This window comes from Candidatus Uabimicrobium helgolandensis (genome assembly GCF_041508025.1).
GTDB lineage: Bacteria > Planctomycetota > Uabimicrobiia > Uabimicrobiales > Uabimicrobiaceae > Uabimicrobium > Uabimicrobium helgolandensis.
Window position 1 is genome coordinate 3785917 of record NZ_CP165719.1, and the last position, 23945, is coordinate 3809861.

The following is a 23945-nucleotide window of genomic DNA, read 5'->3' on the forward strand; positions in this document are numbered from 1 at the left end:
TTAACGTCCGTACCGCAAACGTTCACCCAAAACTTCAGGTAAACCTGCATCAAGGATTTTTTCGACGGCAGTCTCTATGTCATATTCTAAACGATGAATTTCAACAACTCTTTCTTCATCATCATAAATAGCACAACTTGCTAAAGGATTTCCATCTCGCGGCTGACCAACGCTCCCCACATTAACAAGTACTTTTTGATTATCTTCTATCTTAATTTTAGTATCCAAGCAATATGTTACGCGCTCTTTCTCAATAAATGCTATCGGAACATGTGAATGTCCATAGAAACACACTGGTGTGTTGAGTATTTCCAATGACAAAAGTGCATCGTGAATACTTTGAATATAATCAAACATCTCAGGAAAATTGAGAGAACCATGTACCAATGTTAAGATGTCTTCTAATTCGTGCACAAGCCCTAAATTGCCTAAAAACTTAATTTGTTCTTCTTCTAGCTGTTCTCTTGTCCACAAAACAGCTTGTTGTGCAAAAGGGTTAAAGTAAGTAATATCGATGTTCCCTGCTATAGCATAGTCATGGTTACCAGCGACAATTATGCTGTCTAACTCAATTACTTTTTGTAAACACTCTTTGGGATTAGCACCATAACCTACAATGTCACCAAGACATAGATATTTATCTATTTTTTGCTCTTGAAAAAATTGAATAACAGTTTCTAAGGCTTCTAGGTTTCCATGGATATCACTATACAATCCGTATCGCAAATGTAATCTCCTAGCCTTTTAATATTTTAGATCTACTAATATTTAAAATTTGCAAACTTGTGAAGTTAGCAAAACCATATTTATTAGGGACACACCCTAATACAGCGTCGTAAATGTTTTAAAATAACAAAGTCAACAGCAAAAAGCCATAATATTTTTCGTTTCGTACTTAGCAAAATGATCTGAGGCGAGAAATAACGACACTAATAGTAAAATTTTGTTGCATTTCTTACCTAGTTAGTTTAGAAACAAAGTGTTTTTTTGCAAGTTATACTAAAGTAGGTTATTATTTAGAGTCTACATCTAGGTTTTTATAATGTAAAAGAAACGCCAACATACCCTAGGTAAAATTTTTGTCTGGTTTAGAATGCAAGAACATTTCTCAGCAAAACACAAAGCAACAAATACGAAAGGAATTTTTATGAGCCAATTGCCAACATCGCTAAACACATTTAGTGAAGACGAACTGATGTTTCGAGATACGGTAAGAAAATTCGCACAAAATAAATTAAAACCTCTTGTTCCTGAAATGGAAAAAAATGAAAAAGTTGCTCCAGAAATTATAAAGGAACTTTTTGATTTAGGACTGATGTCTGTAGAAATCCCAGAGGAATATGATGGTTCAGGCGCTAATTTTACAAGTTCCATTATTGTTGTTGAAGAAGTATCATCTGTAGATCCTTCAGTGGGAGTATGTGTAGATGTACAAAATACATTAGTCAACAATGCTTTTATTCGTTGGGGAACAGCAGAACAAAAGCAAAAATATTTACCACAGTTAGCTACGGGAAAAATAGGCGCTTATTCTTTATCCGAAGCTGGATCAGGAAGTGACGCATTCGCTTTAAGAGTAACTGCCGAAGACTGTGGAGATCACTACTCACTAAACGGTGAAAAAATGTGGGTCACCAATGCTGCAGAAGCTGAAATTTTTATTGTTTTTGCCTCCGTTGATCGCGAAAAAGGTTATAAAGGTATTACCGGTTTCATTGTAGAAAAAGACTTCTCTGGCTTTAGTATTGGTAAAAAAGAAGACAAGCTTGGTATACGTGCAAGCAGTACATGCTCACTTATTTTAGACAATTGCAAAGTTCCTAAAGAAAATGTAATTGGCGAAATTGGTAAAGGCTACAAGATAGCAATAGAAACACTTAATGAAGGGCGAATTGGAATTGGTGCACAAATGGTTGGTCTCGCAAGAGGAGCACTTGAATATGCAACTAACTACACAAAAGAGCGCAAACAATTCGGTAAAGCCATTGGTGAATTCCAAGGGATGCAATTTCTACTTGCAGACCTAGCAACACAATTAGAAGCTGCTCGATTACTGGTATACAACGCTTCGCGCCTTAAAGACGCAGGTCTCCCATATGTAAAAGAAGCTGCTATGGCAAAATATTTTTCATCAACTACAGCAGAAAAAATAGCGAGTAAATCCATTGAAATTTTAGGTGGATACGGATACACAAAAGAATATCCTGTTGAAAAATACTACCGCGACTCGAAAATTGGTCAAATTTATGAAGGGACTACACACATGCAATTAATGACAATTGCAAAGATGTTGTAGATTGAGAAATGCTTGCAAAAAAATTTATTTTTTGCATACTTTTTCTTTCCATCAATTTACTTGGCCAACAGCAAAGCGTTCATCAAATTATTGGCACAAGTAATAAATACACATACGCGACAACAAAAAATAAACTATTTGTATTTACTATTGATTCGCAAAATTGGCGCGAAATTCTGTCTTTTGCAAAAAAATTTACAACAACCAATCAGAATTTGCGCCACAACTCTATATCTGCATCGTGTTGCGACAGCAACGGTAATTTATGGATACTATCATCGCGAAAAATAGCGGTTTATTTTCATCAAAAAAACCAGTGGGAAGAAATCAAGGCTGCTAGTGGATTGCAAGGAGTGTCCCCTTCTATTTTTGTTAAAGTTGGTATGGTACACTGGAACCAAAAAATCTGGATTGCAGCACAAGATAAATTATTATCTTACGATATGCACAATAAAAAATGGTCATCTGAACCGTACCCGATTGGAATAAGTGGTGGCATGATTTATATTGGACTCGACAAACGTTTGTGGTTAAGTGGTCGTGCTAGCTTCGATGGTAAGGGATGGCAAAAGCTCCCTCCTGTTCCAAGTATATGGCAACAAAAACAAAACGAATCTTTTGCAATAGATTCCCAAGGTCGTCCATGGATAATAACTGACACCCAAATCTATTTTTTCGATTTTTTGCAAAAAAAATGGTTACAAGCAACACCTTCTGAACCAATGACACGGCTAACGTCGATAACATGTTTTCAAAATGAAATGTGGGTATGTGATTATGGGAATGGCATTTTTAAACTTATTGCTAATAAATGGGAAAAAATCGCAATTGATAAACCTCGCCCAAGCTTAGGTTACGGTCACAACTTCTTTGTAACCAGCAATACTTTATGGATAAATACCTACTTTGGTGTAGGAAGTTTCGATGGCCAAAAATGGGAATCTCATTTTGATTATACCCAGTACAATTCAGTAAACAGATTGTTTTACTCTACACTAGCTTCTATTATTATTTTGCTTATTGTATGGATTGTATCTGTTTTTACAGTAAATCGCTTTACTAAAAAATAAGTGCACTTACAAAGACAGAAATTATTTTCTACGCGACAAAGGCACAAAGCTAAAAAATAAAACAACAAATTCCAGTTTTTGGTACGTAGATTTTAGGCTGACACTTAATTGTAACAGCGCTCTCTTTTAAAAGAAAGCGCTGTTATAACATTATAATTTTTAAAAACTCTTAGGAACACGTATATCCTCAACTAGTGCCTGGACTTCTTGTGGAGGAGCAGGTGTCAAATACGAGACAATGTAAGCGACAACAAAATTAAGAACCATTCCTACTGAACCAATTCCTTCCGGAGAAATACCAAATAACCAATTTTCAGGAATATTTGCCACAGTAGGAGCAATAAAAACTCCTTTAAAATAAATAATATAACCAGAAGTAAAAACAAGCCCGGTTAACATTCCACAAATAGCTCCCCACTTATTCATACGTTTACTAAAAATTCCCAACAAAATAACAGGAAAAAGAGAAGAGGCTGCCAGACCAAAAGCAAACGCAACCACCTGCGCGACAAAAGCAGGAGGATGAAGCCCTAAATACCCAGCTATACCAATAGCAAACGCAGCGGCAATTCTCCCAGCAAGTAGTTCATTTTTTTCACTAATCTGTGGAGTAAAAGTACTTTTGAGTAAATCGTGAGAAACACTTACTGAAATCACCAGTAGTAATCCCGCTGCTGTCGACAGTGCCGCAGCAATTCCTCCAGCGGCAATAAGTGCAATAACCCAATTGGGTAATCCAGCAATTTCAGGGTTTGCCAGAACCATGATATCGCGATCTACGTATATTTCATTCGCAAACGCAACGTTTTCTACTGGTTTTCCTTCACTTGGATTTTTTACCAATCGCTCACCATGTTTACCGCGTTTATCTCCATCAAATTGAGGCTTTCCTTCGAAAGCACTTCCCGCCGCATACTGTACATGTCCATCGTCATTATGATCGTACCACGCAATTAGCCCCGCATTCTCCCATGTCTTAAACCAATCGGGAATCTCTTTATACGCTGTTCCTTTTTGTTCGACACCATTTACAGTGTGGATCATATTAGTACGAGCAAGCGCTCCCACTGCAGGCGCTGTGGTATAAAGAATCGCAATAAATACAAGTGCCCATCCCGCAGAAAGACGCGCATCGCGAACCTTGGGTACAGTAAAAAAACGTACAATAACATGTGGTAACCCCGCTGTTCCAACCATAAGAGCAAGAGTAATCGCAAACACATCGATCATCGACTTATCGTTAAAGGGCGCGGTGTAAGCACCAAAACCCAAATCGAGAAGAGACCTGTCTAATTTCGCAAGCAAAGTTCCTGAACCATCTATAACTTCTGCCCCTAGAGCTATTTGAGGTAAGGCAAAACCTGTTGTTTGTAGGGCAATAAATATGGCAGGTACAGTGTAAGCAAAAATCAAAACGCAGTACTGAGCTACTTGAGTATAGGTAATCCCCTTCATACCACCAAGTACCGCGTAAATAAAAACAATTCCCATGCCAATAAATAATCCATTATCAACAGACACTTCTAAAAAACGTGAAAAAACAATACCAACGCCGCGCATTTGTCCAGCAACATAAGTAAAAGAAATAAAAATCAAACACACAACCGCAACAACGCGCGCTAATTGTGAATAGTAACGGTCACCAATAAACTCAGGAACAGTGTATTTACCAAATTTGCGTAGGTATGGTGCCAAAAGCGTCGCTAAAAGCACATATCCTCCTGTCCACCCCATCAAATACATTCCACCTTCATAACCAAGAAAGGCAATAAGACCTGCCATGGAAATAAAAGAAGCTGCCGACATCCAATCAGCTGCTGTTGCCATGCCATTAGCGATAGGATGTATTCCCTTACCCGCCACATAAAATTCGCTAGTGCTACTCGCTCTAGACCAAAAAGCAATCCCAATATAAAGGGCAAAACTCAAACCCACAACAAAGTACGTCAGCGTCTGCAATTCCATCACCTACTCCTCGTAAACCCCAAATTGTTGATCTATGCGATTCATTTGCCACGAATAAAAAAATATAAGAACCACAAATACGTAAATAGATCCTTGCTGAGCAAACCAAAACCCCAATTTATAACCGCCAAGAGAAAAATTATTGAGCGGTTCTACAAGCAAGATAGCAAAAACAAAAGACACCAGAAACCACACGAACAAACAAATAGCAATAACACGCAAGTTCGCTCTCCAGTATGCATTTTTATTTTCCATCTCTACTCCTTTCTTTTATTGTTAGTACTCGACATTTTTCTATAGTATAATTTGAAACCCGCTTTCAGAATATTTTAACACATAGCTTAAGAATACTCATATTACTGCGTATTTACCGATCGGGTCATTTATAACGCGCAAAAACTTAAATACTCCTACGATAATTATAGAAATACCAACGACTCTAACAACAAAAATAATAGAATAGGAATTTTATATGACAGCTACACATAACAAAAGTCTTACCTTAGGACCAATAGCAACTAGATTTCTCTTAATTATATCCATTCCTTTAATCTGCATTTCAGTCATATATATTTTTATTGATATCGCTTACCAAAAACAACAGGTAAAGTGTAGCGAACTCTATCCAGAAAACGCAACAACATATAAATATCGTATCACAGATTGCTATATAGATTACCGACTTGCTGTTCTTGTAGGAGGCGACTACTACGTCCCAATACTTTCATCTTCTACAGACCAAATCGTAAACAAAGTAATGCATATTACAAATCGTAAACAACAACAATTTATCACCGACTTATTAAGAAAAAGTAATCTCAAAAATGAGAACTTTATACAAAAAAACCGCCATAAAATATTACACAATTCAATTGCTGGAACGATATCATCCACAATAACTAACACAAAAAAAGCAGACATTTGTCGTGCCCTTTTATACCACCAAAAACAGGCCACATCTCTTTTGGTTTTCGAAGAAGAGCGAGATTTAGCCATAATGATCGCTGTTTTTTTTATATTTCTAATACCGCTCCTTATTGGTCTATACAACAGAACGTTGCACAAGCAAGGAATTTTTTATCCAAAAAGATCAACAATACTAATAGATACCTTTATTGGTATCCTTTTTCTTTTTATTGCAATTTTACCTACTGCTATTGGTGTGATAGATTTATATAATTATTTAACTGGTCTTCGCAAAACATCAGTTAAGTACAGTGATGTAAAAAAAGGCAATATACCTGCATTTATAAAAATAACCAACGCTCAACTCGAATATAAAAATTCAGTTTGGTATAAAACAGACATTTATGTTCCTCTTGTAGACCCCAACAATAAACAAAGCAAAATTTATGTTGTATTAAAGTTAGAAGATCGCAAAAAAATCTTTCGCGCAATAGAAATCAAAAAAAATGACTCCATAAAAAAAACTACTTACCAAGGCGATCTCCACGGACTCATCAGAAATGTTGAAACAAATAAAATAAAAGAAGCTTTTTCTAATGCCAACAAAAAAACAGCCAAGAATCTTGTTATTCTTCACGAAAATAGAAAACCACAAAGGGAAAATTTCTTTTTGTTACTACTTTTCATCACCTTTTGTTTACTAATTTCAATAACTATGCTTTACTTACTACACCTTGATATAAAAAAATATAAACAACCCAAAAAAGAAAAATTGGTAGCGGATATTCTTGAATAAATCACTTGATAGTACCAAATAAAAAAATAGAAGTACTTATGACAAAACTATGACTTAAAAAAGATAAAAATATCATTCTTTCGTGACAAATCGATGAACTACAAAAGTTATAATAGTCTCTTTATTTATACTTGTCTATCATGCGATTATCGAAGGAGAAGATATGAAATTTTTTTACTTTATAGTTTTTGCTATTATTTGTAGTGGATGTTTCGTGTTGCCAAAAGAAGTTGCCGAAAGACTTAAATGGGAACTAGCTTTGAAGGAAAAGAAAAAACTAGCGGCATTAGATCTCAAGGAGGCAGCACGTTTTAAGCAGCATAGTTTTATTACAACAAAAAGAGGACAGGCTTGGTATTGCATTTCTATAAAAGATGGCAACAAACTTACAAAAACATCAGGAATGTTTATTGAGTTTAAACAAGTAAGTGACAATACTTATCGCTACACAATCAAGAGTGGCGGTGCTGGATTTAACGGCAAAATTCTAATAGAAAACAATAAGTTTTTTATCCTTGATACTCAAGGAACCGCTAAAGAATGCGAACGTTGTGAACAACTGGTAAATTACTTTTGTAGGTCAAAAAAGTTTGCCTTAGAAAACGAGAATCTTCTATTACATGACGACAACAAAAAATTCGTAGTAACTTTAAGCAGAGTGAGCATTTAACATCTATGCCAAGGATAGGTAAACTTCAGTCCACTTCAAAATTGAAACGAACAGTTTGGTAAGTGGGATTTTAAATCGCGAAGTCTTTCATTACTAATGTGGTAACCGTTAAAAAAGAGATGTGCGAGACTTGATAATTTGTAAATGGCTTCGGGAAATTCTTTCCATTTATTATAACTTATATCTAAATGAGTTAATGATGTTAACTGCTCAAAACTCTCAGGGAGTAATTCTAATTTGTTATTGTTCAAATTGAGTTTTTTCAAAGCGGTTAGTTTTTGAATGTTTGTTGGTATTTCCTTTAGCTTGTTTTTACTAAGATTTAAAGAGGTAAGAGCTTGACACCTATAGATATTTTACAATGTATAGTTTTCTTCTCAATATGAAAAACAATACAAGCCATACTTTCTGTAATCACAGCAATATAGAGAGAAGAATATTCGACACCTATAATACAAGATTTCCATTTTTTATAAAGTTCTATTCTCTCAAAATCTCTATCTGTTTCTACTTCAAAAATCAGCTTTTTTCTACTAAAAAACATTACTATTCAATTTAGTGTAACTTGAAGCCCATTTCCTACTAGACACGAACGAGAAATTTTCCAAAGAATTTATTCCTTGAAGCAAAGGATGCGTTTGTACTATTTCTTCGCGAAATCGCGGAGATACATATTTTTTACGCTCTTCAACATTACCAACAAGTGTCTCTAAACGAGCAATACAAAATCGCACAATTTTTTTCTTTATATCCCACAACCACGAAAGACGTTTGTCCTTTAAAGCCCTTTCATCTAAGATTTCTTTGCATGTCTTGAGAGCAAGTAACTCTGTCAAAGCGTCGCCTTCGGAAAAAGTACTGGATATATAAAAAGGCTCTGGGCAAAATTCTTCCTCTTCAAATAGTGGTCTTGGTTTTTCTGTTAGCGATAGTAATTCACCTGTCAAAAATGAAAACAACTTCTCTATTCGTGATATCAACGATATTTCCACCATCAAAAAATTATCTATCGTTTGTCCAACAAAAACCAAGACATCATGATCGTGCTCTTTTTCAAGTTGCAAGCTTAGTTTGTCCATCACAACTTTAGACCTATCATTCATAAAACTTATTGTACGAACAGAGTTATAACGCACTAGCCAATTTTTATGATCAAGAGCGGCCAAAAGGTAAGGAATAGCAGGTCTTCCTATTTTTGTAAGCTCTATTACTGCATTATATCTAACATCTACTTCGTCATCAGAAAAAAGGTCTACAAATTTAATAATATTGTCTTCGTTAGTCATACGTACCTCTATATAATCTCTAATTATATCAAAACCTTTATAACTATATCCTATAACATCAACATAAGCACTGCCACAGTGCCTCTCTTATACTTCAGATAAGGCAAAGATCTGTATTGTATTTACATTAGAATGCACTATTCATAATAACACATAATTTTAAAAAAATCATAGAATTATACACTAGTACTCTGTAACATTGATTCGCAAGAAAGTGTCGCAAACCTCAGCCAAAATACTATTGAAAGGTATATGTAATGAATAGATGGAAAATAATTGGATTTTGTATCGTTAGTTTTTTATTCGCGGCTTGTAATGACTCTAGTTCAAGTACAATTTCTTTTCCTGGTACAGATAAAATCGTTGTAACGTACGCACCTAAATTTAATTTTTCAGCTCCTGACGTAAAAAAAGTACAAATTACCGAAAAAGCGGTCGTTGATAGTTGGCTAAAAGCATTGGAAAAAATACCAACAAAAGGATCTGGTATCAGAGCTAAAATGGCGGGAGATTCTCCGGCATACAAAATTGCATTTTACAAAGCCACAACAAAACTTGGTATCTTGCGCGCCATCGGAGAACGTTTAGATGCCCCTTTTGAAGATGGATTTGATTTTTATGAAAGAGATATTGATCGCGACTTTATTACTTTATTAAAGAGCAGCGTAAAATAATTAAGGTGTGTCGGCATTTAAAAATTTAAATGTCGACACGCCTTAGCAAACGATAAAATTACGGCCTTACAACCTATCTAGCAAAAATTAACCAACGGCTACGATTACCTAAATATACCCAATTATCTTTGCTTTCAGTTTCAATTTGTTTATCGCGTTCTTTTCTTGACGGTTTAACAAATTTATAACTAATAGCTCTTTTATTTTTTCTAGTAAAGACAAACCAACCACTACTGACATCATTAACAAGCCAACCTTCTCGGCCTTCTTGCTCAACCTGCTTGTGCCATCTTTCAGCGATCGATGCTTTTTTAAGAAACTTGCTTTCAATTCGATTGGCTAATTTTGAAAAAATAAACCAGCCATCGTGTTTGCCATGTGTACGCCATCCTTCTTTTACTTTTTCTTCTACTAATTTTTGGTACTTACCAAAACCTTTAAACGCTTTAGCAAAATAATATCGTACTGATTTTTTACGTTTTCCACGAACAAGAGTTGCCCACCCTGAAGAAACTTCGATAAAACGCCAACCATCTTTACCATCTTGTTCTAATTGCTTTTGCCACATAGCGGGATTAGTTCCCATTTTAATATTTTTATATTCAACCCCCCGAGCAAAAATAGGCGAAAAAAACAAAACCAAAGTAGTTAATAAAAGAATGCGAGTCATTTACTTCTCCTGAAATTTTTTTGTGCTTTAATTGGCCTTATAAATAGAAACGTTTGTTAGGCCCTTAAACATAAATTATGCTCTAGTTTTAGCTTTTAGCAAGAATTAAAAAATAAATCTATGTCTAAAAAATATTATTAAATAATGACACAACAATGACTTAACGATTACTACATTATGATTTTTTTTTGCTATTATGTTTCTACTGATACTCACTCAACATAAACACTGTTACCTACAACTATAGACAGGTGGTAAATATGAAATCGTGGATAATTGTTGTTGTAATCTTTATTTTATCTTGCACAACTAGCTTAATAAGAGAAGAAGATGGTAGTATAGCTAAGGAAGAAATTTCGCAAGAAAAAGCAAAATTTGATCAACTTTTAAAAAAATACCAAGCAAATGAACCGCAAACTAATAACCAACAAATGGTAGAAAAATTTTCTGCGCCTGAGTACCGCCAAAAATTATCTTTCAAAGGAAAAGACAGCAAATATTTTACCCAAATAGCTAAAGAACTACGATTGGGAGGCGCAGAAAAAGAGCAACTAGATAAAAATGGCTTTGTTACCTTACCTTCGCGCAAGAATACTACATTTGTAAGTATCTATTATGATATTTACCAAAAACACCTTCCTTTGTTTATAACTAGTGACTCGATATTGTATGCTTTTCAACGCTCGTATGGAACGATGCTAAAGCAATTGGAATCTCAATTATTTAAAACGATTATTTTATCGACCTTGAAAGAAAGTCAATTATTACTAAAAGAAAAATCTGTTGATGTTACAAACAACCTACTACAACACTATAAAGATGTGGATTTGTATTTAACAGTAGCCCAAAATTTATTTCTTGAAAGTGATGAAAGTACTTTAAAGGTTCCACCAGTTGTCGCTTCTCCAGTAAAAGTAAAAGAAATTTTATCTTTTATTTCAAAACTTAAAATGCAAGTCGCAGGGAGAAGCGAATCAACAGCAATTTACGGAGGAACCCGCTATATCGACTATTCGCAGTTCCGACCGCGCGGTCATTACACAGAACAAGGTCTACAAGGATATTTTCGCGGAATGATGTGGTTAGGACGCGCGGACTGCGGCATGATATTATCTTCTGCAAAAGGTGTAAAAGTAGATATTGAGCGCGAACTACGTAATGCAATGCTTATTAGCAAGTTATTCTCGCAAACAAAAGCATGGCAAAGTTTTACACTTGTAGATACTATTTTAACTTACCTAGTTGGCCAAAGCGATAATCTCAAAATTAACACAATGATATCCCTTTTACAAGATCACAAAATACAAAGCCTCTCCGATACGCGAACAGATCGCTGGATTGCCTTTCGCGAAGATGTCGCTCAATTATCGCAACAAGGTATTAATTCGCAATATATCAAGTCTGACTCCAAAACAACAAAACAAGCTGAACATCCGCAACTATTCCAAGTATTTGGTCAACGCTTTGTCATTGATTCTTTTATTCTTTCAAGTGTTGTATACGACAAAATCGTCTTTCAAGAAAAAAAACAAAAGCGCCGCATCCCTAAAGGCCTTGATGTAATGGCGATTCTAGGAAATAGTGAAGCTGCGAGACTATTACAACCAGAAATAGATAAATGGAACTATACTGCAAATATATTGGCATTAAACGAACTTATCGAAGGATTTGACAAAGAGTATTGGCAAAAAAGTTGCTACAACAACATGTTAGACAACTTACGCATTCTCGACAAAGATGTAACAAAAGACAGTCGTTATCCACAAGCGATGCAAAGCCAAATTTGGCAAAAAAAACAGCTTACAACTCAATTAGCAACATGGGCAGAAATGCGCCATAATAACATTCTGTATGCAAAACAATCATATACAGCTTCAATATCATGCGAATACCCTGAAGGTTATGTAGAACCATATCCAGAATTTTACAAACGCCTAGGAGAATATTGCAGTAATTTGGATTCTCTTTTAACGCAAACCGCAAAGTTTATTGACAAAGATCATCACCACATAACGACTGCGCAAAGCCGTTATTTTAATCATTTTTCTCAAACAATGAAAACATTAGAACAAATAGCTAACAAGCAACTAGACTCACAACCTTTAGATGAAAAGCAACAAAGTTTTCTGAAAAAAACCGTAGAAAAAGCCTTTTTAGGATGTGGTGGCCCACCTTCGTATGACGGCTGGTATTGTAAACTATATTATGCTCAGGACTACGACTGGAAACCTTCTATTGCCGATATCCACACAGACCCTAATAGCCAAAGCTTTCTAGAAGTCGCAACTGGTAATGCACAATATTCAGCAATCGTCATTGATAATGAAAACGATCTTTGCTCTTATGTCGGTCCTGTATTCTCATACTATGAATTTACTTCAAAAAAGCGGCTACAAGATGAAGAATGGCGAGAATTATTACGCTCGGAGACATTCGAAGAAAAAAAATATCAACCTGAATGGATTGGTAACACAGAGTAACGATTAACAATTTAACACTGCATATCAAAAAGTACTGAAAAAACGCGACTTCACTTTGAAATACTTAAGTATAGACATTTCAAAGTCGAAGCTCGACAACGTTGACCTAAGGAATTTATAATACAGCTAAAAGTCTTGTATCCAAAGGTAAATCACATAGTTCTTCACTATTGTATTTAGAATTAGGAGGGCGAAACTCCTATTCAAAATCCTAGTTTAACCGCTATGCGATTTCTCTTAGGATGCAAGACTTTTAAAATTGAAGTTTTACTTTACTTTATTGTAGTTCCTTCTTGTTCTTTTATCTTAAAGGAATCGATTTCTAAAATAAAACTGCTAACAGCAAAACCGCTACGTTTTGCAACAGCAGTAACTTCAAAAATCTTCTTCTCTCCCGGTTTTAATGTAAAAGGAGCAAATTGCACTTCATTTTTATTTATAGAATTCTCAACAGAAATTAATTCCATTTCTTCAGCGATAGAACCACGTAAAATAATGCCTTTGCAAGTATTAATACCTTCGTTGCGAACTCCAATCACATATGTAGTAGACTCATCAACAGCAATAGGGTTATCAGTGTCATAACATATTACATCAATTCCCCAGCGATCACGAGCAGATGTTATACTTGTAGCTACACTTGTCGCCTCTTCAATTGTAATACTTTTTAAAAATTCACGACAGGAAACAACAACAGTATTCTTTACAAGACCTTTCTTAGTGGTTTTAACTTTAACATAACAAGTAATTTTTTCTCCTGGAGATAACGATTTATGAGAAAACACAACGTTACCATCTATTATCTCGTATTTCAAATCGCCTTTAGCACCGAGTAATCTCACTTCTGATGAAATATAATTCTTTATCACAATTTCCGAACAATCACTTGTACCTTCATTTCTTACAGAAATAACATAAGCTGTCGCACCTCCTGCAACAACACAATCTTCCGTATCATACATTGAAACATGTAAAGCAGGCATACCTGCAAATAAGTTACATAGGAAAATAACAAAACATAATAATTTTTTCATAAAAGAGTCCTTAATAATAAATATTAATTTAATAGTACTAATTAATTAGTACTTGAATTCAAAAAAATTTCAAAATAAAAAACTATAAATCTTAGTTAGGATACACACTCGTCCCTTCTTCGTTACGCATCGTTGATGAAAATTCATCAAACTTAACAAAAGCTGTATTTTTTGCTGAACCCGGTTTTTGAGCACGCAGCTTTACTTTATATATGATAGATTCACCTGGTTGTAACTTCACAGGAGCAAACCTTATTTCTTTCCCTTGTTCACTATAATTTACAGGGTTCACAGACCCAACAAAAACCATTTCATCAGCAATTTTGTTAGTCAAAACTACATTTGTGCAAGGCGCTGTGCCTTCATTACGCAACTCAATAACATATATTGTAGTGCCGCCAACTTCAACAGGATCGTCTGTGTCATAACTACTAATATGCATAGCTGCGTGGCCAATTCTTTTAAAATAGTATTCACCACTTCCCCAAAAACACAAACAACTACACCAAAGACTAAACACACAAATAACAATACCAATATAACGCACAGGTGAAGTTGTATATTCGGGAGCATTCACCAAAAGATTAATTCTTTCTTTTACATGTGCAAAATAATTAATTGTAAAAGTAGGTGAACTACAAAAAATACTCTTAAGTTCAAGAAAACACATAAAGGATTTTGCATATTCTATACCATTTTGTTCATACGTTAATACTTGTTGATCACAACAGATTTCCATCGTTTGTTCTGTCTCTTTCACGATCCACCATGCTAAAGGATGGAAAAAATAAATAGCGATAAATATTTTTTCCAAGAAAACGACAAGTTGATCATAACGACAAACATGCATCAGTTCATGCGTTAGAATTGGGCGTAACTGTTTTTGAGAAAAATTTGCTAATAAAAATTCTGGTACAATAACCACAGGTCTTAAAATACCAAAAGTTCCTGGTGTAGAAGTTTTTGAACTACGTAAACTAACCCGACGCTTGATATTAAATTCCTTGCACAGCGATTGAAATTGCCGTTGCCTTTCTTCATCGACAAGAGGTTGCTTTTTACACCAGAAAAACGTGGTATATACTGCGCTTATAATAAAACGAAACATCATAAAAACACTTACCAACATCCATAAAAACAATAACGAAAAATATTTTGGCAATTGCTGTTCATTCACTTTATTTACTGCAGTAATTTTAACAACATCTTTGTTAGCAGGCTCTAATTTCATTTTCGCAACAGAAGTTTCGGAGAAAAAATTGGGCACAAGTGGTAGCACCCAAGATAGCGCTAAACAACCAATCATTGTGAAAATTGCTAATTGGAAACGCAATTTAAAATAATGGGTTATACACTTACTTATTAACCACATTACCAACAAACAAATTGTTACAGGATAAAGGGCACTACCCACTGTGCTAAAAAACTGCTCCATGTTACTCGCTCTCTTTTTCTTTAGAATCTATAAGATCACGTAGCTCTTTTAATTGTTCTTTCGACAAGTTGTCTCCTTGAACAAGATGCAATAATAAAGATTTAGCAGAGCCTTCAAAAAAACGCTGTGTTATATACTTTAAAACATTACTTTGTTCTTTTTTCTTTTCGCGAAGAGGCGAATAAATATAAGTACGACCATCTACAATATACGATACATATTTTTTATTTTCTAAAACACGTAACATTGTCGCTATAGTAGTATAAGCTTGTTTAGATTGTAGTGCTTCGCATATTTCTTGTACAGATGCTCGCTTTTTCTCCCACAAAATTTGCATAATCTCGGTTTCAACTTCTGTGAGAATTTTAGATTTACGTCTAGCCATAATTATTACCTTAAAACATATACTAATTAATTAGTATTAATACTTTAGTACACTTTTACATTGTTGTCAATCCAAAAAATTCTATTTTTTTTGAACCTTACGAAAAAAAACAACACTCAGTTTATATTTAAGGCGTACCAATATTTAGGACTGTCATCAATTAAAGTAGTATGCTAAAAAATGCATGACCCTAGCTGTAATAATAACTCAGGGTGCCATGACTATGGCTACAACGGTTATTAATATCTAAATTGATGACAGGTCCTAGTTTATAATATTCAGTCCTTTTAGAGAGTAGCTCCAAGAAACTGACACGCCAAACCAATTTATTTCTGGAGATTGTTATGAAAAGCATATTATTTCTGATCATAATAACTGCTATAGTTGCACAAAATAAAAATTTAGAAATTCGCGAATACAATATGGAAAGTATTATTTCGAAAATGGGGATAGTATCTTTAATTCCTGAAGGATGGCAAAAAAACGATCATTTGCAGGGGCTCAAAAAGCACGCAGAACAAGCTATGAAAACTAAACTTAGACACTTCTTATCTCACAAGAATTTACAAAACAGTTTAGAATATATAGAGGTATACGAAAAAAGCTTGGTCATTTCGGCAACAGAAAACGTTCATAAATACTTAAAAAAATATATAGTTGATCCATTCATTGACAAAAATAATTTCTTTTTTCACATTAATGTTGAACTTTTTCCTGTAACAAAAGAACAACTTGTTACTCTCAAAAAAACGGGTATTTTAGAAAAAGAAAAACAATTTGCAGAGGATATAGACTTGTTTCTAAAAGAAAGCTTTCGTGGTATTTTTTCTGCTGGAAACACAAATGACAACTCTCGAAAGAAACTACATCACTGGTTCAAAACACAAAAAATTTCAGCCAAATCCGCTTCTTCTTTTACTGTTGCAAATGGCTTTTTAAATAAACTAGCCATGAAAGACAAAAAAGCCGTTAACTATATTCATGATTACCACTCTGTTAAAGTAGTGAATCGCCAAGAAATATTGTTTATTCCGCAAATAAAACAAATAAAACAACATTTAGATATTTGGTTAGTCCCTAATTTTAAAACTACTGACAGCGAAGGACGTATTTTTATCCGCTTTGATAGTGTTGACTACGATGAACCAATCCATACAAAAGAAACAGTCCAAGGGCCAATTCATACACCGCGAATCTATACTTCAAGAGTTACTTATGAAGTAGGGCCAACAAAATTACCCGTATCATTTTATACTTTAGTTGGTGCTGGGCCAAACATCTACATGCAACTTGTTAAGCTTACACCATTCGACGCAAAAAACAATAATTCATCAGGTAAAGTAATAGGGTATGTATCTCGTAAAATCCAGTTACTATCCCAAAAGAGTGAAACTTTACTTCCGCAGCTCGTTTTAGAAACTAAAAATATCGTTGGAGCTTATATTGGCTCCACTGTTCACATTTTTGATGAAAATAATCAGCTTGTTGCTAACGGTTATATAACAAAATTAAATACTAAAAGTTGCTTAGTCGAGATAGACAGAGAAATCACATTAAATGCACATTACACTTATGTAATTTATCGTAACCGAAAATGAACAGAATTAAACATGGACGAATATCAATTAATTCTAGGTCTCAAAAAAAATTGTTCCGTAGCAACAGACAAACTAGTAAATCTTTACGGTGATAGATTACTAGGCTCTGCTTATCTGCTTTGTGGTAATGATTCCACAGCGCAAGATTTGGTACAAGATACTTTTATCCAAGTTCTATTGTCTATTAAAAAATTTAAAATGAAATCTACTTTATATACTTGGATGTACGGAATTTTACTAAATAAATATCGTGAGCTTTACCGAAAACAAAAAAAAGCAATATTTTTGCCTTTGCTGTTTGATAGAGAATTGCAAAATGATAGCCATTTTGGTGAAATAGATAGTAATTATTTACAAAAAGCACTACAAAATTTGCCTTTCAAACATAGACAAATTATTATTTTACGTTATTATGAGGATATGCAAATCGATGAAATTGCCATTTGTTTAAACATTAACAAGGGAACTGTCAAATCTCGTTTACACTACGCAACACAAAAACTACGTAATGTTTTAACGCGGAAAGAAAAGTAAAATGAACTGCGACAAATGCAAAGATATTATATATCAGTACATAGATAATTCTCTACACCATAATATACAAGAGTCTGTTTCAAAACATTTACAAAAATGTCAATCGTGTAATGAACACATTTCCCAACATAAAATACTAAAACAAACACTAAAAAAGGAAACAAGCTCAATACACTTGCCTGCCAATATCAGCTCTAAAATTTATGCACAAGTAAATAAACAAAAAACAAAGATAAAACTTCTTAGAAGAGCGATATTAGCCGCCACTATAATAATCATTGCTATAAGTTCTTATTTCTCATCAAACAAAACAGAACAAAAACCAACAAGCACAACTAAATTATTAATAAAAATCCATACCACCGAGTTTTCGTACGAAAATACGGAAAAGAGTTATGTAATTCGCACCGTAAAATAAGTCCAGGGCGTTTACACGCCCTAATTTAAACTGAATAAGTTATTTAATAAAGCCTGAGATTTCTTCAAGCAAATCTACGGCTCTACCACGAAGATCAACATCTGCTCTATTATTATTATTTTGGCAATTAATATCGATTAATATGCTATCCTGATTATAGTTCTTAACACAATCGATCATAATGTGTAAGGCGCTCACCTTTCCAGAACATCCAATAATAAGTACTGTATCTACTTTGCGTTTTGCAAAATCCTTAACCCACAAAAATTTGTCATTATACAGTTCATCAAAAAAATGAATGTGGGGGCGAGTATCATTGCTTACTTCGGGAGGAATTGTCGAAAAAATTTGCTTATCCATCCACACATCATAACCATTTTCTTCTGACCATTTTTTTAATATCTCTTCCTCGTATTCAGGATAATCAGCAAGTAGTAACTCATCGTTGAATTCTTGATCTTCAGCATAAGATTTTTGTTTTTTTTGCGCTAATTTCCATACATTGCCATGTATTTCGCAAACTCTTTCACTCCCCGCTTCTTGGTGCAAATTATCAATGTTTTGTGTTGCAATTAAAAATCGAGAGAACATACCACTGCGTTCCCAATCAGAAAGAATTTGATGTCCGCGATTTGGTTTTTTATCGTATATTAAACGACGCATCTCATCAACAGCAAACCAAACTTTATCAGGATTATTTTTCAAATCACTAAAATGTAACATTCTCTTCTTATCATTATACAAACCTTCATTACCTCGATAAGTGGGAATACCACTTTCTTGAGAGATTCCTGATCCCGAAATAACGAGTAAAGAACTTGTATTCTGTAAAATTTCTACAACTTTCATTAACTTTTTATTCAATCTACAGCCCCCTAAATTTTTATTTTCTTCTTACAACCGAATCTCCCTTTCTGTTGTAAACTAAGTGACTACTTTTGGCAGGTCACTTAATAGTTTAAACGTAGCACAAAGCAACCATTTTCGGTTGCTTTTGCGCCAAATTTTTAAAATAAGCACCTAGAGTTTTGGAGTACAAAAATCACCCCAAAAGAAAAGTTACTTCAAGCCATTTACCCGTTTAAATTCTTTAATATTTTTGTAGCTTCTAGAATTATCCCATTTTGATTTTCCTGGGCTTTTTCCCTTAATTTTAAGTATGTATCCATTAGTATCTATGGCAAAAGCAACATAACTACTAAAAGGTTTTCCTTTAGCAGCAAAATTATTATTCATTTTATAATTTACGACATTATTCTGTTGTAAAACAATCTTTTTGTTATCCCATGCTCTAAACTCTCCCTTGCCACTTAGTGCAAGATTTACAATTGTAGTTTTTGGGCTAGGGGCTACATTGTAGCGATATTTTTTCCCTGCTTTTGCAATATCTTGAAAGATGATAGCTTTCTTTGATTTTTTATCCGAACGTTTCAATATATAAAGGTTATTGTCGCGGATAAAATAAATCATTGCTGCATCTTGCGGGTGATGAGAAATTTTAAAATCAGCAACACGCGTAGTTACTTGTAGCTTTTGACCATCAACGATACGAAATAAATCGCCATTTGCTTTTAGAATATATTCACTAGCATTGTCACCTTTACGCGATTTTTTACTAGTATCAGCATTTAGAGACAAAATCAGAGATGTTAAAATAACAAAAGTGAAAACAAGTTTTACCAGTTTCATGAGCGCTCCTTGTAAATAAATAAAATAGTTAAAAAAATAGATGTAACACATTTAATATAATACAGAGCTAAAAAAGTATGTCAATATAATTGATTAAGGATTTTAAAGCGTATGAACACATCGTTTTAAAATGTAAAAAGTAACCTTTGCTCAGAGTTTACTGTGTTATAATAAAATGGAGTAGGACAATGTTTATTGAGCTACTATTTAACGCCTAGTCAATTCAATTTGTTTAAATTGCAAGTTATTGAACTTATAACAAACCTAAGAATATAACTACCTAACTACAAAATAGCATACATAGAAGAGTAATTTAAATGCACGACTGCTAGAAATAATTGGAGTAACTTATGAATAAATTTTTGATTATTGTAATATTTCTTTCATGTTTAGGCGCAGAAGAAAAATACGATCTCATATGGCGATTTCGCAATGGATTAGTAAACATAATGCCTCAAAAATTTACCATTGAGAAAAAGTTGTACCTTATTTCTCCGAATGGAGATAAAACAAAAGTAGAAACGGAAGAAGGAGTAGTTAATAACACCATTTACTGGAAAGTAGAAAATGTTATCAACGATTCTCAAGCGCTTGTTGTGAATCTCGTAAAAGATGGGAAGATAAAAATTAAAAAAAACGGAGAAACTCATAAATTAAGTATGACAAATCCGTTAAAGAACATGGACAAAGCTTTGCAGCCTCCATTCAAAAATTATCAAGCTCTTACTCACGGTGGTATGGCATTTTTACTCGACATTGAACAACAGAAAGTTTTAGTTACCTGGATATTGCACATTCAAGAAGATGGAAGCTATAAAAAAGAAATGTTCAAGGGAAAACAAGACCCTCATGGGATGAGCGGCCAATACCAACAACTTATCAATCAAAAAGTTTCTATTGGAACTGAGTGGGATATGACGAGAACCGATTTTCGAGGATTTACGTATAAAAACCACTATACATTTGAGAGAATTACATCCTATAAAGGAAAACCTGTTGCTGAAGTAAAAGCGGAAGGAGAAATTTTTTTAGGAAATAATTTGATTGGTCGAGTTAATGGATATTATTACCATGACTACAAAACTCGCTTAATGTTGTTTTATGAAATGAACGAACAAGTTGATCAGATAATCATTAGAAAAGATGAAAACAATCAGGAAAAAAAATATTTGCTTGAAATACATGTAAAAAATGAGTTTGTTTTACAGGAAACAAATGCTAAACTAAAATAAGCAAATCTAACATAAAATACAAATCTAACAAAGGAGATAATATGAAGTGGTTAAGTATAGTTACTATATTATGTATCTCGTTACACGCGCAATCGTTTTCGGATTCTTTTATTCAAGTTTCTGCAGATTTAAGTGCTGCGTATAGTCAGCTATCTCAAGTAAATCAGGAAATCCAAGAAACAGAAAGTTTAATTACTGCCGCTTTAAGTGATATCGGCGCTTATTCTGACAAAGCTTATCCTAATTATTGGTCAACGCTAAAGTCACTAAAAGCCCAACGTTCAGGTTTAGAAAGTCAAATTTCAAGCTTAGAATCTCAGCTAGATTCTATTATAGAACAACAAAACAGTGTATCAACTCCTAATCCAACAAATTCCACGGAAAATGGTCCTCTAATTCAACCGAATTCAGTGCCAAACCTTCCACCAATTCAAGTTTCCCCACCTGTAACTACAATTGTAACAAATGTAACACCACGCTTTGATTTTGGTTTTGGCGAAGGCGGCGGCGGCGGTGGCGCTGGCAATTAACAATCATTAATCGCGATTGCACTATGATTTAATAGTGTAATCTCTCACATCTATTTAACTCTTCTCTTTTAATTTCCTAATAAATTTTTGGATAGATTTTTTATCTTCTTTTTCATTCACATCTACATAGAGTAACGCCTTTTCCATAAAATTAAGAGCTAATCGATAATTTTTTTTGTCGCGATGCAAATAAGCAAGCTCACGAAATAAAGAATAATCTTTGGGATTAGCTTCTAACCCCTTAACCAAATCTCTTTCACATTCATCGTATCGTTTTAAATGTCGATATATCATTGCTCTACCTAACAGAGCTTTAGGATCTTTAGCATTGTATTCCACCGCTTTATTTGAGTAAACAAGCGCCTGAGAATATTTATTTTGCCCTTGAAGTATAGCACTAATATTGATATATGGATACGCAAAGTGCGGTTGAAGTACAATTACCTCTTTGTATGCCTCTATGGCTTTATCATACAACTCTTGCTGATGATAAAACACACCAAAATTGTAACGAATACTGCTATCTTTTGGAGAAAGAGAGATTGCTTTAAAATAATCCTTTTCTGCTAATTTATATTTTTTCATTTCCGTATATAAATTAGCTCTCATATTATATATTTTCAATTGTGGTGCGAGCTTCATTGCTTTTTGAAAGTCATCTAGAGCTAATTGATATTTTTTTACTAGTTGGTATGCTAACGCCCTATTTACATATATACGTTCATTATTAGGATTCTCTTTTAGTAATATATTATGTGCAGCAATTGCTTTTTCTTGTAACTCTATTTGATCGCTTTTGCTCATAATTAAAGCGTACAAAGACAATAACTCCTCATCTTTGCTTCCAAGCACCTCCAAACGTTCTAATTCTTGAAATGTATTGGTCAATGCTGTGAGAATTTGCGGATCTTCCTGTAATACTCTGTGATTCCAGTAAAATTTACCCAAAGATGTTGTAATTGACATCAGTATTTTCACCGCATTTTTCTTTTCTGTTATGGCTTTCTTTCTTTGTTGTTGAATCTGAAAATTGTGATTTTTTAAAACAACAATATACGAAGTAGTAGCAATAAAAATAATCATCAGCGCTACAAGAATTCCAATAGATGAATATTTATTACGCTCAAAGAACTTAATCATTACTTTCCATTTACTTGGAGGAGATGCATTAATAGGACGATTTTCCAAAAAATTTTGTAAATCTTTGGCAAACAAACGCATATTTTTGTATCTATTTTTTGGATTTTTTTCAAGCGTTTTTAAGCAAATAGTTTCTAAATCTTCAGGTATATCAGAATTTAATTTTCTTAAAGTAATGGGCTCTTCTTTTTGTATTCTTTCCAGTAAACGAATGTAGTTGCCTTCTTGAAATATTTTTTTACCCGTTAAACATTCATACAAAGTTGCTCCAAGAGAATATAGATCGCTTAGTTTACCTACATCTTTACCTCTAGCTTGTTCAGGAGACATGTAGAAAGGCGTGCCTACTATTTTTCCTGACTGAGACATTTCATTCGTTGACTTTACTAGGCCAAAATCCATAAGTTTAGGTTGTCCATCAATTGTAACCATAATATTAGTTGGCTTTATATCACGATGAATCATATTTTTTCGATGCATAACATCCAAAGCGACTGCGCATTTACGGATAAGATTAGCTTTTTCTTTTATAGATAACTTACCCATGCATTCTTTTAAATTTCCTCCATCAATGCACTCCATCGTATAGTATATGCTTGGAGAATTTCCTACTTCAAAAACACGAATAATATTAGGATGATTTAGTTGAGCACAAGCAGCAGCTTCGCGTAAGAAAAGTTCTTTTTCTTGTTCAGTAATATCTAGTGAAGATATCAGTTTTAGAGCAACAACACGCTTTAGATTAATGTCCATAACTTTGTAAACTATACCCATTCCACCACTACCTAATTTGTCAAGCACTTGATATTCGCCAAAGTATTCTCCTTTATTAAAGAAAAATCCTCGCGACACACCTTTAGAAGACAATGATTCTATTTGTGATTTTTGTAGGAAATTTTTTTTTAGTAATACATGAAGTAAAGACATTTCTTGGCTGTTATTACGTAATTGCTTTTGAATTTCGAGACATGTACTTATTTGTTGTTGCGTAATTATATTTAGAGATAAAGCTTTTTGGATAATAATTTTGTCCTTCATATTACTTCCTAAAATAAAAATTATTTTACAGAAAAACTTTGTAAATTTAAAGCTTTTTCACACGGAGAACAAGTCTCAAGTGTCAGACTCAATTATAGT

Annotated in this window: 24 protein-coding genes; 11 read left to right on the top strand and 13 right to left on the bottom strand. The window is 33.8% G+C overall.

Annotation, left to right across the window (positions count from 1 at the left end; all coding sequences use genetic code 11):
- Positions 1–726 (bottom strand): metallophosphoesterase, encoded by a 726-nt coding sequence (locus UABHE_RS13830; protein WP_372370932.1) that lies wholly within the window; start codon positions 724–726, stop codon positions 1–3.
- A 421-nt stretch (positions 727–1147) separates the two neighbouring features.
- Here UABHE_RS13830 and UABHE_RS13835 point away from each other — a divergent pair, with 421 nt between their 5' ends.
- Together UABHE_RS13835 and UABHE_RS13840 are read left to right on the top strand one after the other, a co-directional pair.
- Positions 1148–2296, top strand: coding sequence for an acyl-CoA dehydrogenase (locus UABHE_RS13835; RefSeq protein WP_372370933.1), 1149 nt, complete (start codon positions 1148–1150; stop codon positions 2294–2296).
- An 8-nt stretch (positions 2297–2304) separates the two neighbouring features.
- A complete protein-coding gene (locus UABHE_RS13840; protein WP_372370934.1) occupies positions 2305–3366 on the top strand; it encodes a two-component regulator propeller domain-containing protein in 1062 nt (353 codons plus the stop codon).
- A gap of 159 nt (positions 3367–3525) precedes the next feature.
- Here the strand turns inward: UABHE_RS13840 and UABHE_RS13845 are convergent, their stop codons facing one another.
- Both UABHE_RS13845 and UABHE_RS13850 read right to left on the bottom strand, forming a co-directional pair.
- On the bottom strand, positions 3526–5331 hold the full coding sequence (locus UABHE_RS13845; protein ID WP_372370935.1) for a sodium:solute symporter family protein: 1806 nt from the start codon (positions 5329–5331) through the stop codon (positions 3526–3528).
- Between the two features lie 3 nt (positions 5332–5334).
- Complete coding sequence (locus tag UABHE_RS13850) at positions 5335–5586, bottom strand: DUF4212 domain-containing protein (protein ID WP_372370936.1); 252 nt, start codon at positions 5584–5586, stop codon at positions 5335–5337.
- 217 nt (positions 5587–5803) lie between these two features.
- Here UABHE_RS13850 and UABHE_RS13855 point away from each other — a divergent pair, with 217 nt between their 5' ends.
- Both UABHE_RS13855 and UABHE_RS13860 read left to right on the top strand, forming a co-directional pair.
- Complete coding sequence (locus UABHE_RS13855; RefSeq protein ID WP_372370937.1) at positions 5804–7033, top strand: hypothetical protein; 1230 nt, start codon at positions 5804–5806, stop codon at positions 7031–7033.
- 163 nt (positions 7034–7196) lie between these two features.
- Complete coding sequence (locus UABHE_RS13860) at positions 7197–7703, top strand: hypothetical protein (RefSeq protein ID WP_372370938.1); 507 nt, start codon at positions 7197–7199, stop codon at positions 7701–7703.
- A gap of 35 nt (positions 7704–7738) precedes the next feature.
- On the opposite strand, the gene UABHE_RS13865 is transcribed toward UABHE_RS13860, so the two are convergent.
- From UABHE_RS13865 to UABHE_RS13875, 3 genes are read right to left on the bottom strand one after another with little or no spacing between them, the layout of a single operon-like run.
- Complete coding sequence (locus tag UABHE_RS13865; RefSeq protein ID WP_372371613.1) at positions 7739–8056, bottom strand: leucine-rich repeat domain-containing protein; 318 nt, start codon at positions 8054–8056, stop codon at positions 7739–7741.
- Positions 8026–8247, bottom strand: a complete 222-nt coding sequence (locus UABHE_RS13870; protein ID WP_372370939.1) for a hypothetical protein — start codon at positions 8245–8247, stop codon at positions 8026–8028. The genes UABHE_RS13865 and UABHE_RS13870 overlap by 31 nt, the downstream gene beginning before the upstream one ends.
- The gene (locus UABHE_RS13875; protein ID WP_372370940.1) at positions 8237–8989 is read right to left on the bottom strand and encodes a HEAT repeat domain-containing protein; all 753 of its coding nucleotides are present in this window, start codon (positions 8987–8989) and stop codon (positions 8237–8239) included. Before UABHE_RS13875 ends, UABHE_RS13870 begins: the two co-directional genes overlap by 11 nt.
- A gap of 257 nt (positions 8990–9246) precedes the next feature.
- Here UABHE_RS13875 and UABHE_RS13880 point away from each other — a divergent pair, with 257 nt between their 5' ends.
- Positions 9247–9663 carry a hypothetical protein gene (locus UABHE_RS13880; RefSeq protein WP_372370941.1) on the top strand — a complete coding sequence of 139 codons (417 nt, stop codon included), beginning with the start codon at positions 9247–9249 and terminating at the stop codon, positions 9661–9663.
- 73 nt (positions 9664–9736) lie between these two features.
- On the opposite strand, the gene UABHE_RS13885 is transcribed toward UABHE_RS13880, so the two are convergent.
- The gene (locus tag UABHE_RS13885; protein ID WP_372370942.1) at positions 9737–10333 is read right to left on the bottom strand and encodes a hypothetical protein; all 597 of its coding nucleotides are present in this window, start codon (positions 10331–10333) and stop codon (positions 9737–9739) included.
- Between the two features lie 260 nt (positions 10334–10593).
- Here UABHE_RS13885 and UABHE_RS13890 point away from each other — a divergent pair, with 260 nt between their 5' ends.
- The gene (locus UABHE_RS13890) at positions 10594–12813 is read left to right on the top strand and encodes a DUF3160 domain-containing protein (RefSeq protein WP_372370943.1); all 2220 of its coding nucleotides are present in this window, start codon (positions 10594–10596) and stop codon (positions 12811–12813) included.
- A gap of 272 nt (positions 12814–13085) precedes the next feature.
- Here UABHE_RS13890 and UABHE_RS13895 read toward each other — a convergent pair whose 3' ends face one another.
- From UABHE_RS13895 to UABHE_RS13905, 3 genes are all read right to left on the bottom strand, one after another.
- Positions 13086–13847 (bottom strand): hypothetical protein, encoded by a 762-nt coding sequence (locus tag UABHE_RS13895; protein ID WP_372370944.1) that lies wholly within the window; start codon positions 13845–13847, stop codon positions 13086–13088.
- Between the two features lie 91 nt (positions 13848–13938).
- Positions 13939–15282: a M56 family metallopeptidase gene (locus tag UABHE_RS13900; protein WP_372370945.1), complete on the bottom strand. Its 1344-nt coding sequence runs from the start codon at positions 15280–15282 to the stop codon at positions 13939–13941.
- A 1-nt stretch (position 15283) separates the two neighbouring features.
- Entirely contained in the window at positions 15284–15667 is a 384-nt protein-coding gene (locus tag UABHE_RS13905) for a BlaI/MecI/CopY family transcriptional regulator (protein WP_372370946.1), read from the bottom strand.
- Positions 15668–16011: 344 nt separating this feature from the next.
- Between UABHE_RS13905 and UABHE_RS13910 the strand changes: the two genes are divergently transcribed.
- The 3 genes from UABHE_RS13910 to UABHE_RS13920 are packed head-to-tail and all read left to right on the top strand — an operon-like array spanning position 16012 to position 18217.
- Positions 16012–17265 (top strand): hypothetical protein, encoded by a 1254-nt coding sequence (locus UABHE_RS13910; RefSeq protein WP_372370947.1) that lies wholly within the window; start codon positions 16012–16014, stop codon positions 17263–17265.
- A gap of 12 nt (positions 17266–17277) precedes the next feature.
- On the top strand, positions 17278–17799 hold the full coding sequence (locus UABHE_RS13915) for an RNA polymerase sigma factor (RefSeq protein ID WP_372370948.1): 522 nt from the start codon (positions 17278–17280) through the stop codon (positions 17797–17799).
- Between the two features lies 1 nt (position 17800).
- On the top strand, positions 17801–18217 hold the full coding sequence (locus UABHE_RS13920) for an anti-sigma factor (RefSeq protein WP_372370949.1): 417 nt from the start codon (positions 17801–17803) through the stop codon (positions 18215–18217).
- Positions 18218–18256: 39 nt separating this feature from the next.
- On the opposite strand, the gene UABHE_RS13925 is transcribed toward UABHE_RS13920, so the two are convergent.
- Together UABHE_RS13925 and UABHE_RS13930 are read right to left on the bottom strand one after the other, a co-directional pair.
- Positions 18257–19081 (bottom strand): NAD-dependent deacetylase, encoded by an 825-nt coding sequence (locus UABHE_RS13925; protein ID WP_372370950.1) that lies wholly within the window; start codon positions 19079–19081, stop codon positions 18257–18259.
- 195 nt (positions 19082–19276) lie between these two features.
- Complete coding sequence (locus UABHE_RS13930; protein WP_372370951.1) at positions 19277–19906, bottom strand: hypothetical protein; 630 nt, start codon at positions 19904–19906, stop codon at positions 19277–19279.
- A gap of 350 nt (positions 19907–20256) precedes the next feature.
- On the opposite strand from UABHE_RS13930, the gene UABHE_RS13935 reads away from it, so the two are divergent.
- Together UABHE_RS13935 and UABHE_RS13940 are read left to right on the top strand one after the other, a co-directional pair.
- Positions 20257–21138, top strand: a complete 882-nt coding sequence (locus tag UABHE_RS13935; protein ID WP_372370952.1) for a hypothetical protein — start codon at positions 20257–20259, stop codon at positions 21136–21138.
- A 41-nt stretch (positions 21139–21179) separates the two neighbouring features.
- Positions 21180–21668, top strand: a complete 489-nt coding sequence (locus UABHE_RS13940) for a hypothetical protein (protein ID WP_372370953.1) — start codon at positions 21180–21182, stop codon at positions 21666–21668.
- A 54-nt stretch (positions 21669–21722) separates the two neighbouring features.
- Here the strand turns inward: UABHE_RS13940 and UABHE_RS13945 are convergent, their stop codons facing one another.
- Complete coding sequence (locus UABHE_RS13945) at positions 21723–23846, bottom strand: protein kinase (RefSeq protein WP_372370954.1); 2124 nt, start codon at positions 23844–23846, stop codon at positions 21723–21725.
- Between the last annotated feature and the right edge of the window lie 99 nt (positions 23847–23945).

Bases quoted from the DNA above. Each gene is read 5' to 3' on its own strand.
- UABHE_RS13845 (WP_372370935.1), bottom strand. From the start codon at position 5,331: ATGGAATTGCAGACGCTGACGTACTTTGTTGTGGGTTTGAGTTTTGCC.
- UABHE_RS13895 (WP_372370944.1), bottom strand. From the start codon at position 13,847: ATGAAAAAATTATTATGTTTTGTTATTTTCCTATGTAACTTATTTGCA.
- UABHE_RS13875 (WP_372370940.1), bottom strand. From the start codon at position 8,989: ATGACTAACGAAGACAATATTATTAAATTTGTAGACCTTTTTTCTGAT.
- UABHE_RS13885 (WP_372370942.1), bottom strand. From the start codon at position 10,333: ATGACTCGCATTCTTTTATTAACTACTTTGGTTTTGTTTTTTTCGCCT.
- UABHE_RS13900 (WP_372370945.1), bottom strand. From the start codon at position 15,282: ATGGAGCAGTTTTTTAGCACAGTGGGTAGTGCCCTTTATCCTGTAACA.
- UABHE_RS13855 (WP_372370937.1), top strand. From the start codon at position 5,804: ATGACAGCTACACATAACAAAAGTCTTACCTTAGGACCAATAGCAACT.
- UABHE_RS13915 (WP_372370948.1), top strand. From the start codon at position 17,278: ATGGACGAATATCAATTAATTCTAGGTCTCAAAAAAAATTGTTCCGTA.
- UABHE_RS13870 (WP_372370939.1), bottom strand. From the start codon at position 8,247: ATGTTTTTTAGTAGAAAAAAGCTGATTTTTGAAGTAGAAACAGATAGA.
- UABHE_RS13860 (WP_372370938.1), top strand. From the start codon at position 7,197: ATGAAATTTTTTTACTTTATAGTTTTTGCTATTATTTGTAGTGGATGT.
- UABHE_RS13850 (WP_372370936.1), bottom strand. From the start codon at position 5,586: ATGGAAAATAAAAATGCATACTGGAGAGCGAACTTGCGTGTTATTGCT.
- UABHE_RS13905 (WP_372370946.1), bottom strand. From the start codon at position 15,667: ATGGCTAGACGTAAATCTAAAATTCTCACAGAAGTTGAAACCGAGATT.
- UABHE_RS13945 (WP_372370954.1), bottom strand. From the start codon at position 23,846: ATGAAGGACAAAATTATTATCCAAAAAGCTTTATCTCTAAATATAATT.
- UABHE_RS13935 (WP_372370952.1), top strand. From the start codon at position 20,257: ATGAATAAATTTTTGATTATTGTAATATTTCTTTCATGTTTAGGCGCA.
- UABHE_RS13920 (WP_372370949.1), top strand. From the start codon at position 17,801: ATGAACTGCGACAAATGCAAAGATATTATATATCAGTACATAGATAAT.
- UABHE_RS13840 (WP_372370934.1), top strand. From the start codon at position 2,305: ATGCTTGCAAAAAAATTTATTTTTTGCATACTTTTTCTTTCCATCAAT.
- UABHE_RS13880 (WP_372370941.1), top strand. From the start codon at position 9,247: ATGAATAGATGGAAAATAATTGGATTTTGTATCGTTAGTTTTTTATTC.
- UABHE_RS13940 (WP_372370953.1), top strand. From the start codon at position 21,180: ATGAAGTGGTTAAGTATAGTTACTATATTATGTATCTCGTTACACGCG.
- UABHE_RS13910 (WP_372370947.1), top strand. From the start codon at position 16,012: ATGAAAAGCATATTATTTCTGATCATAATAACTGCTATAGTTGCACAA.
- UABHE_RS13835 (WP_372370933.1), top strand. From the start codon at position 1,148: ATGAGCCAATTGCCAACATCGCTAAACACATTTAGTGAAGACGAACTG.
- UABHE_RS13890 (WP_372370943.1), top strand. From the start codon at position 10,594: ATGAAATCGTGGATAATTGTTGTTGTAATCTTTATTTTATCTTGCACA.
- UABHE_RS13930 (WP_372370951.1), bottom strand. From the start codon at position 19,906: ATGAAACTGGTAAAACTTGTTTTCACTTTTGTTATTTTAACATCTCTG.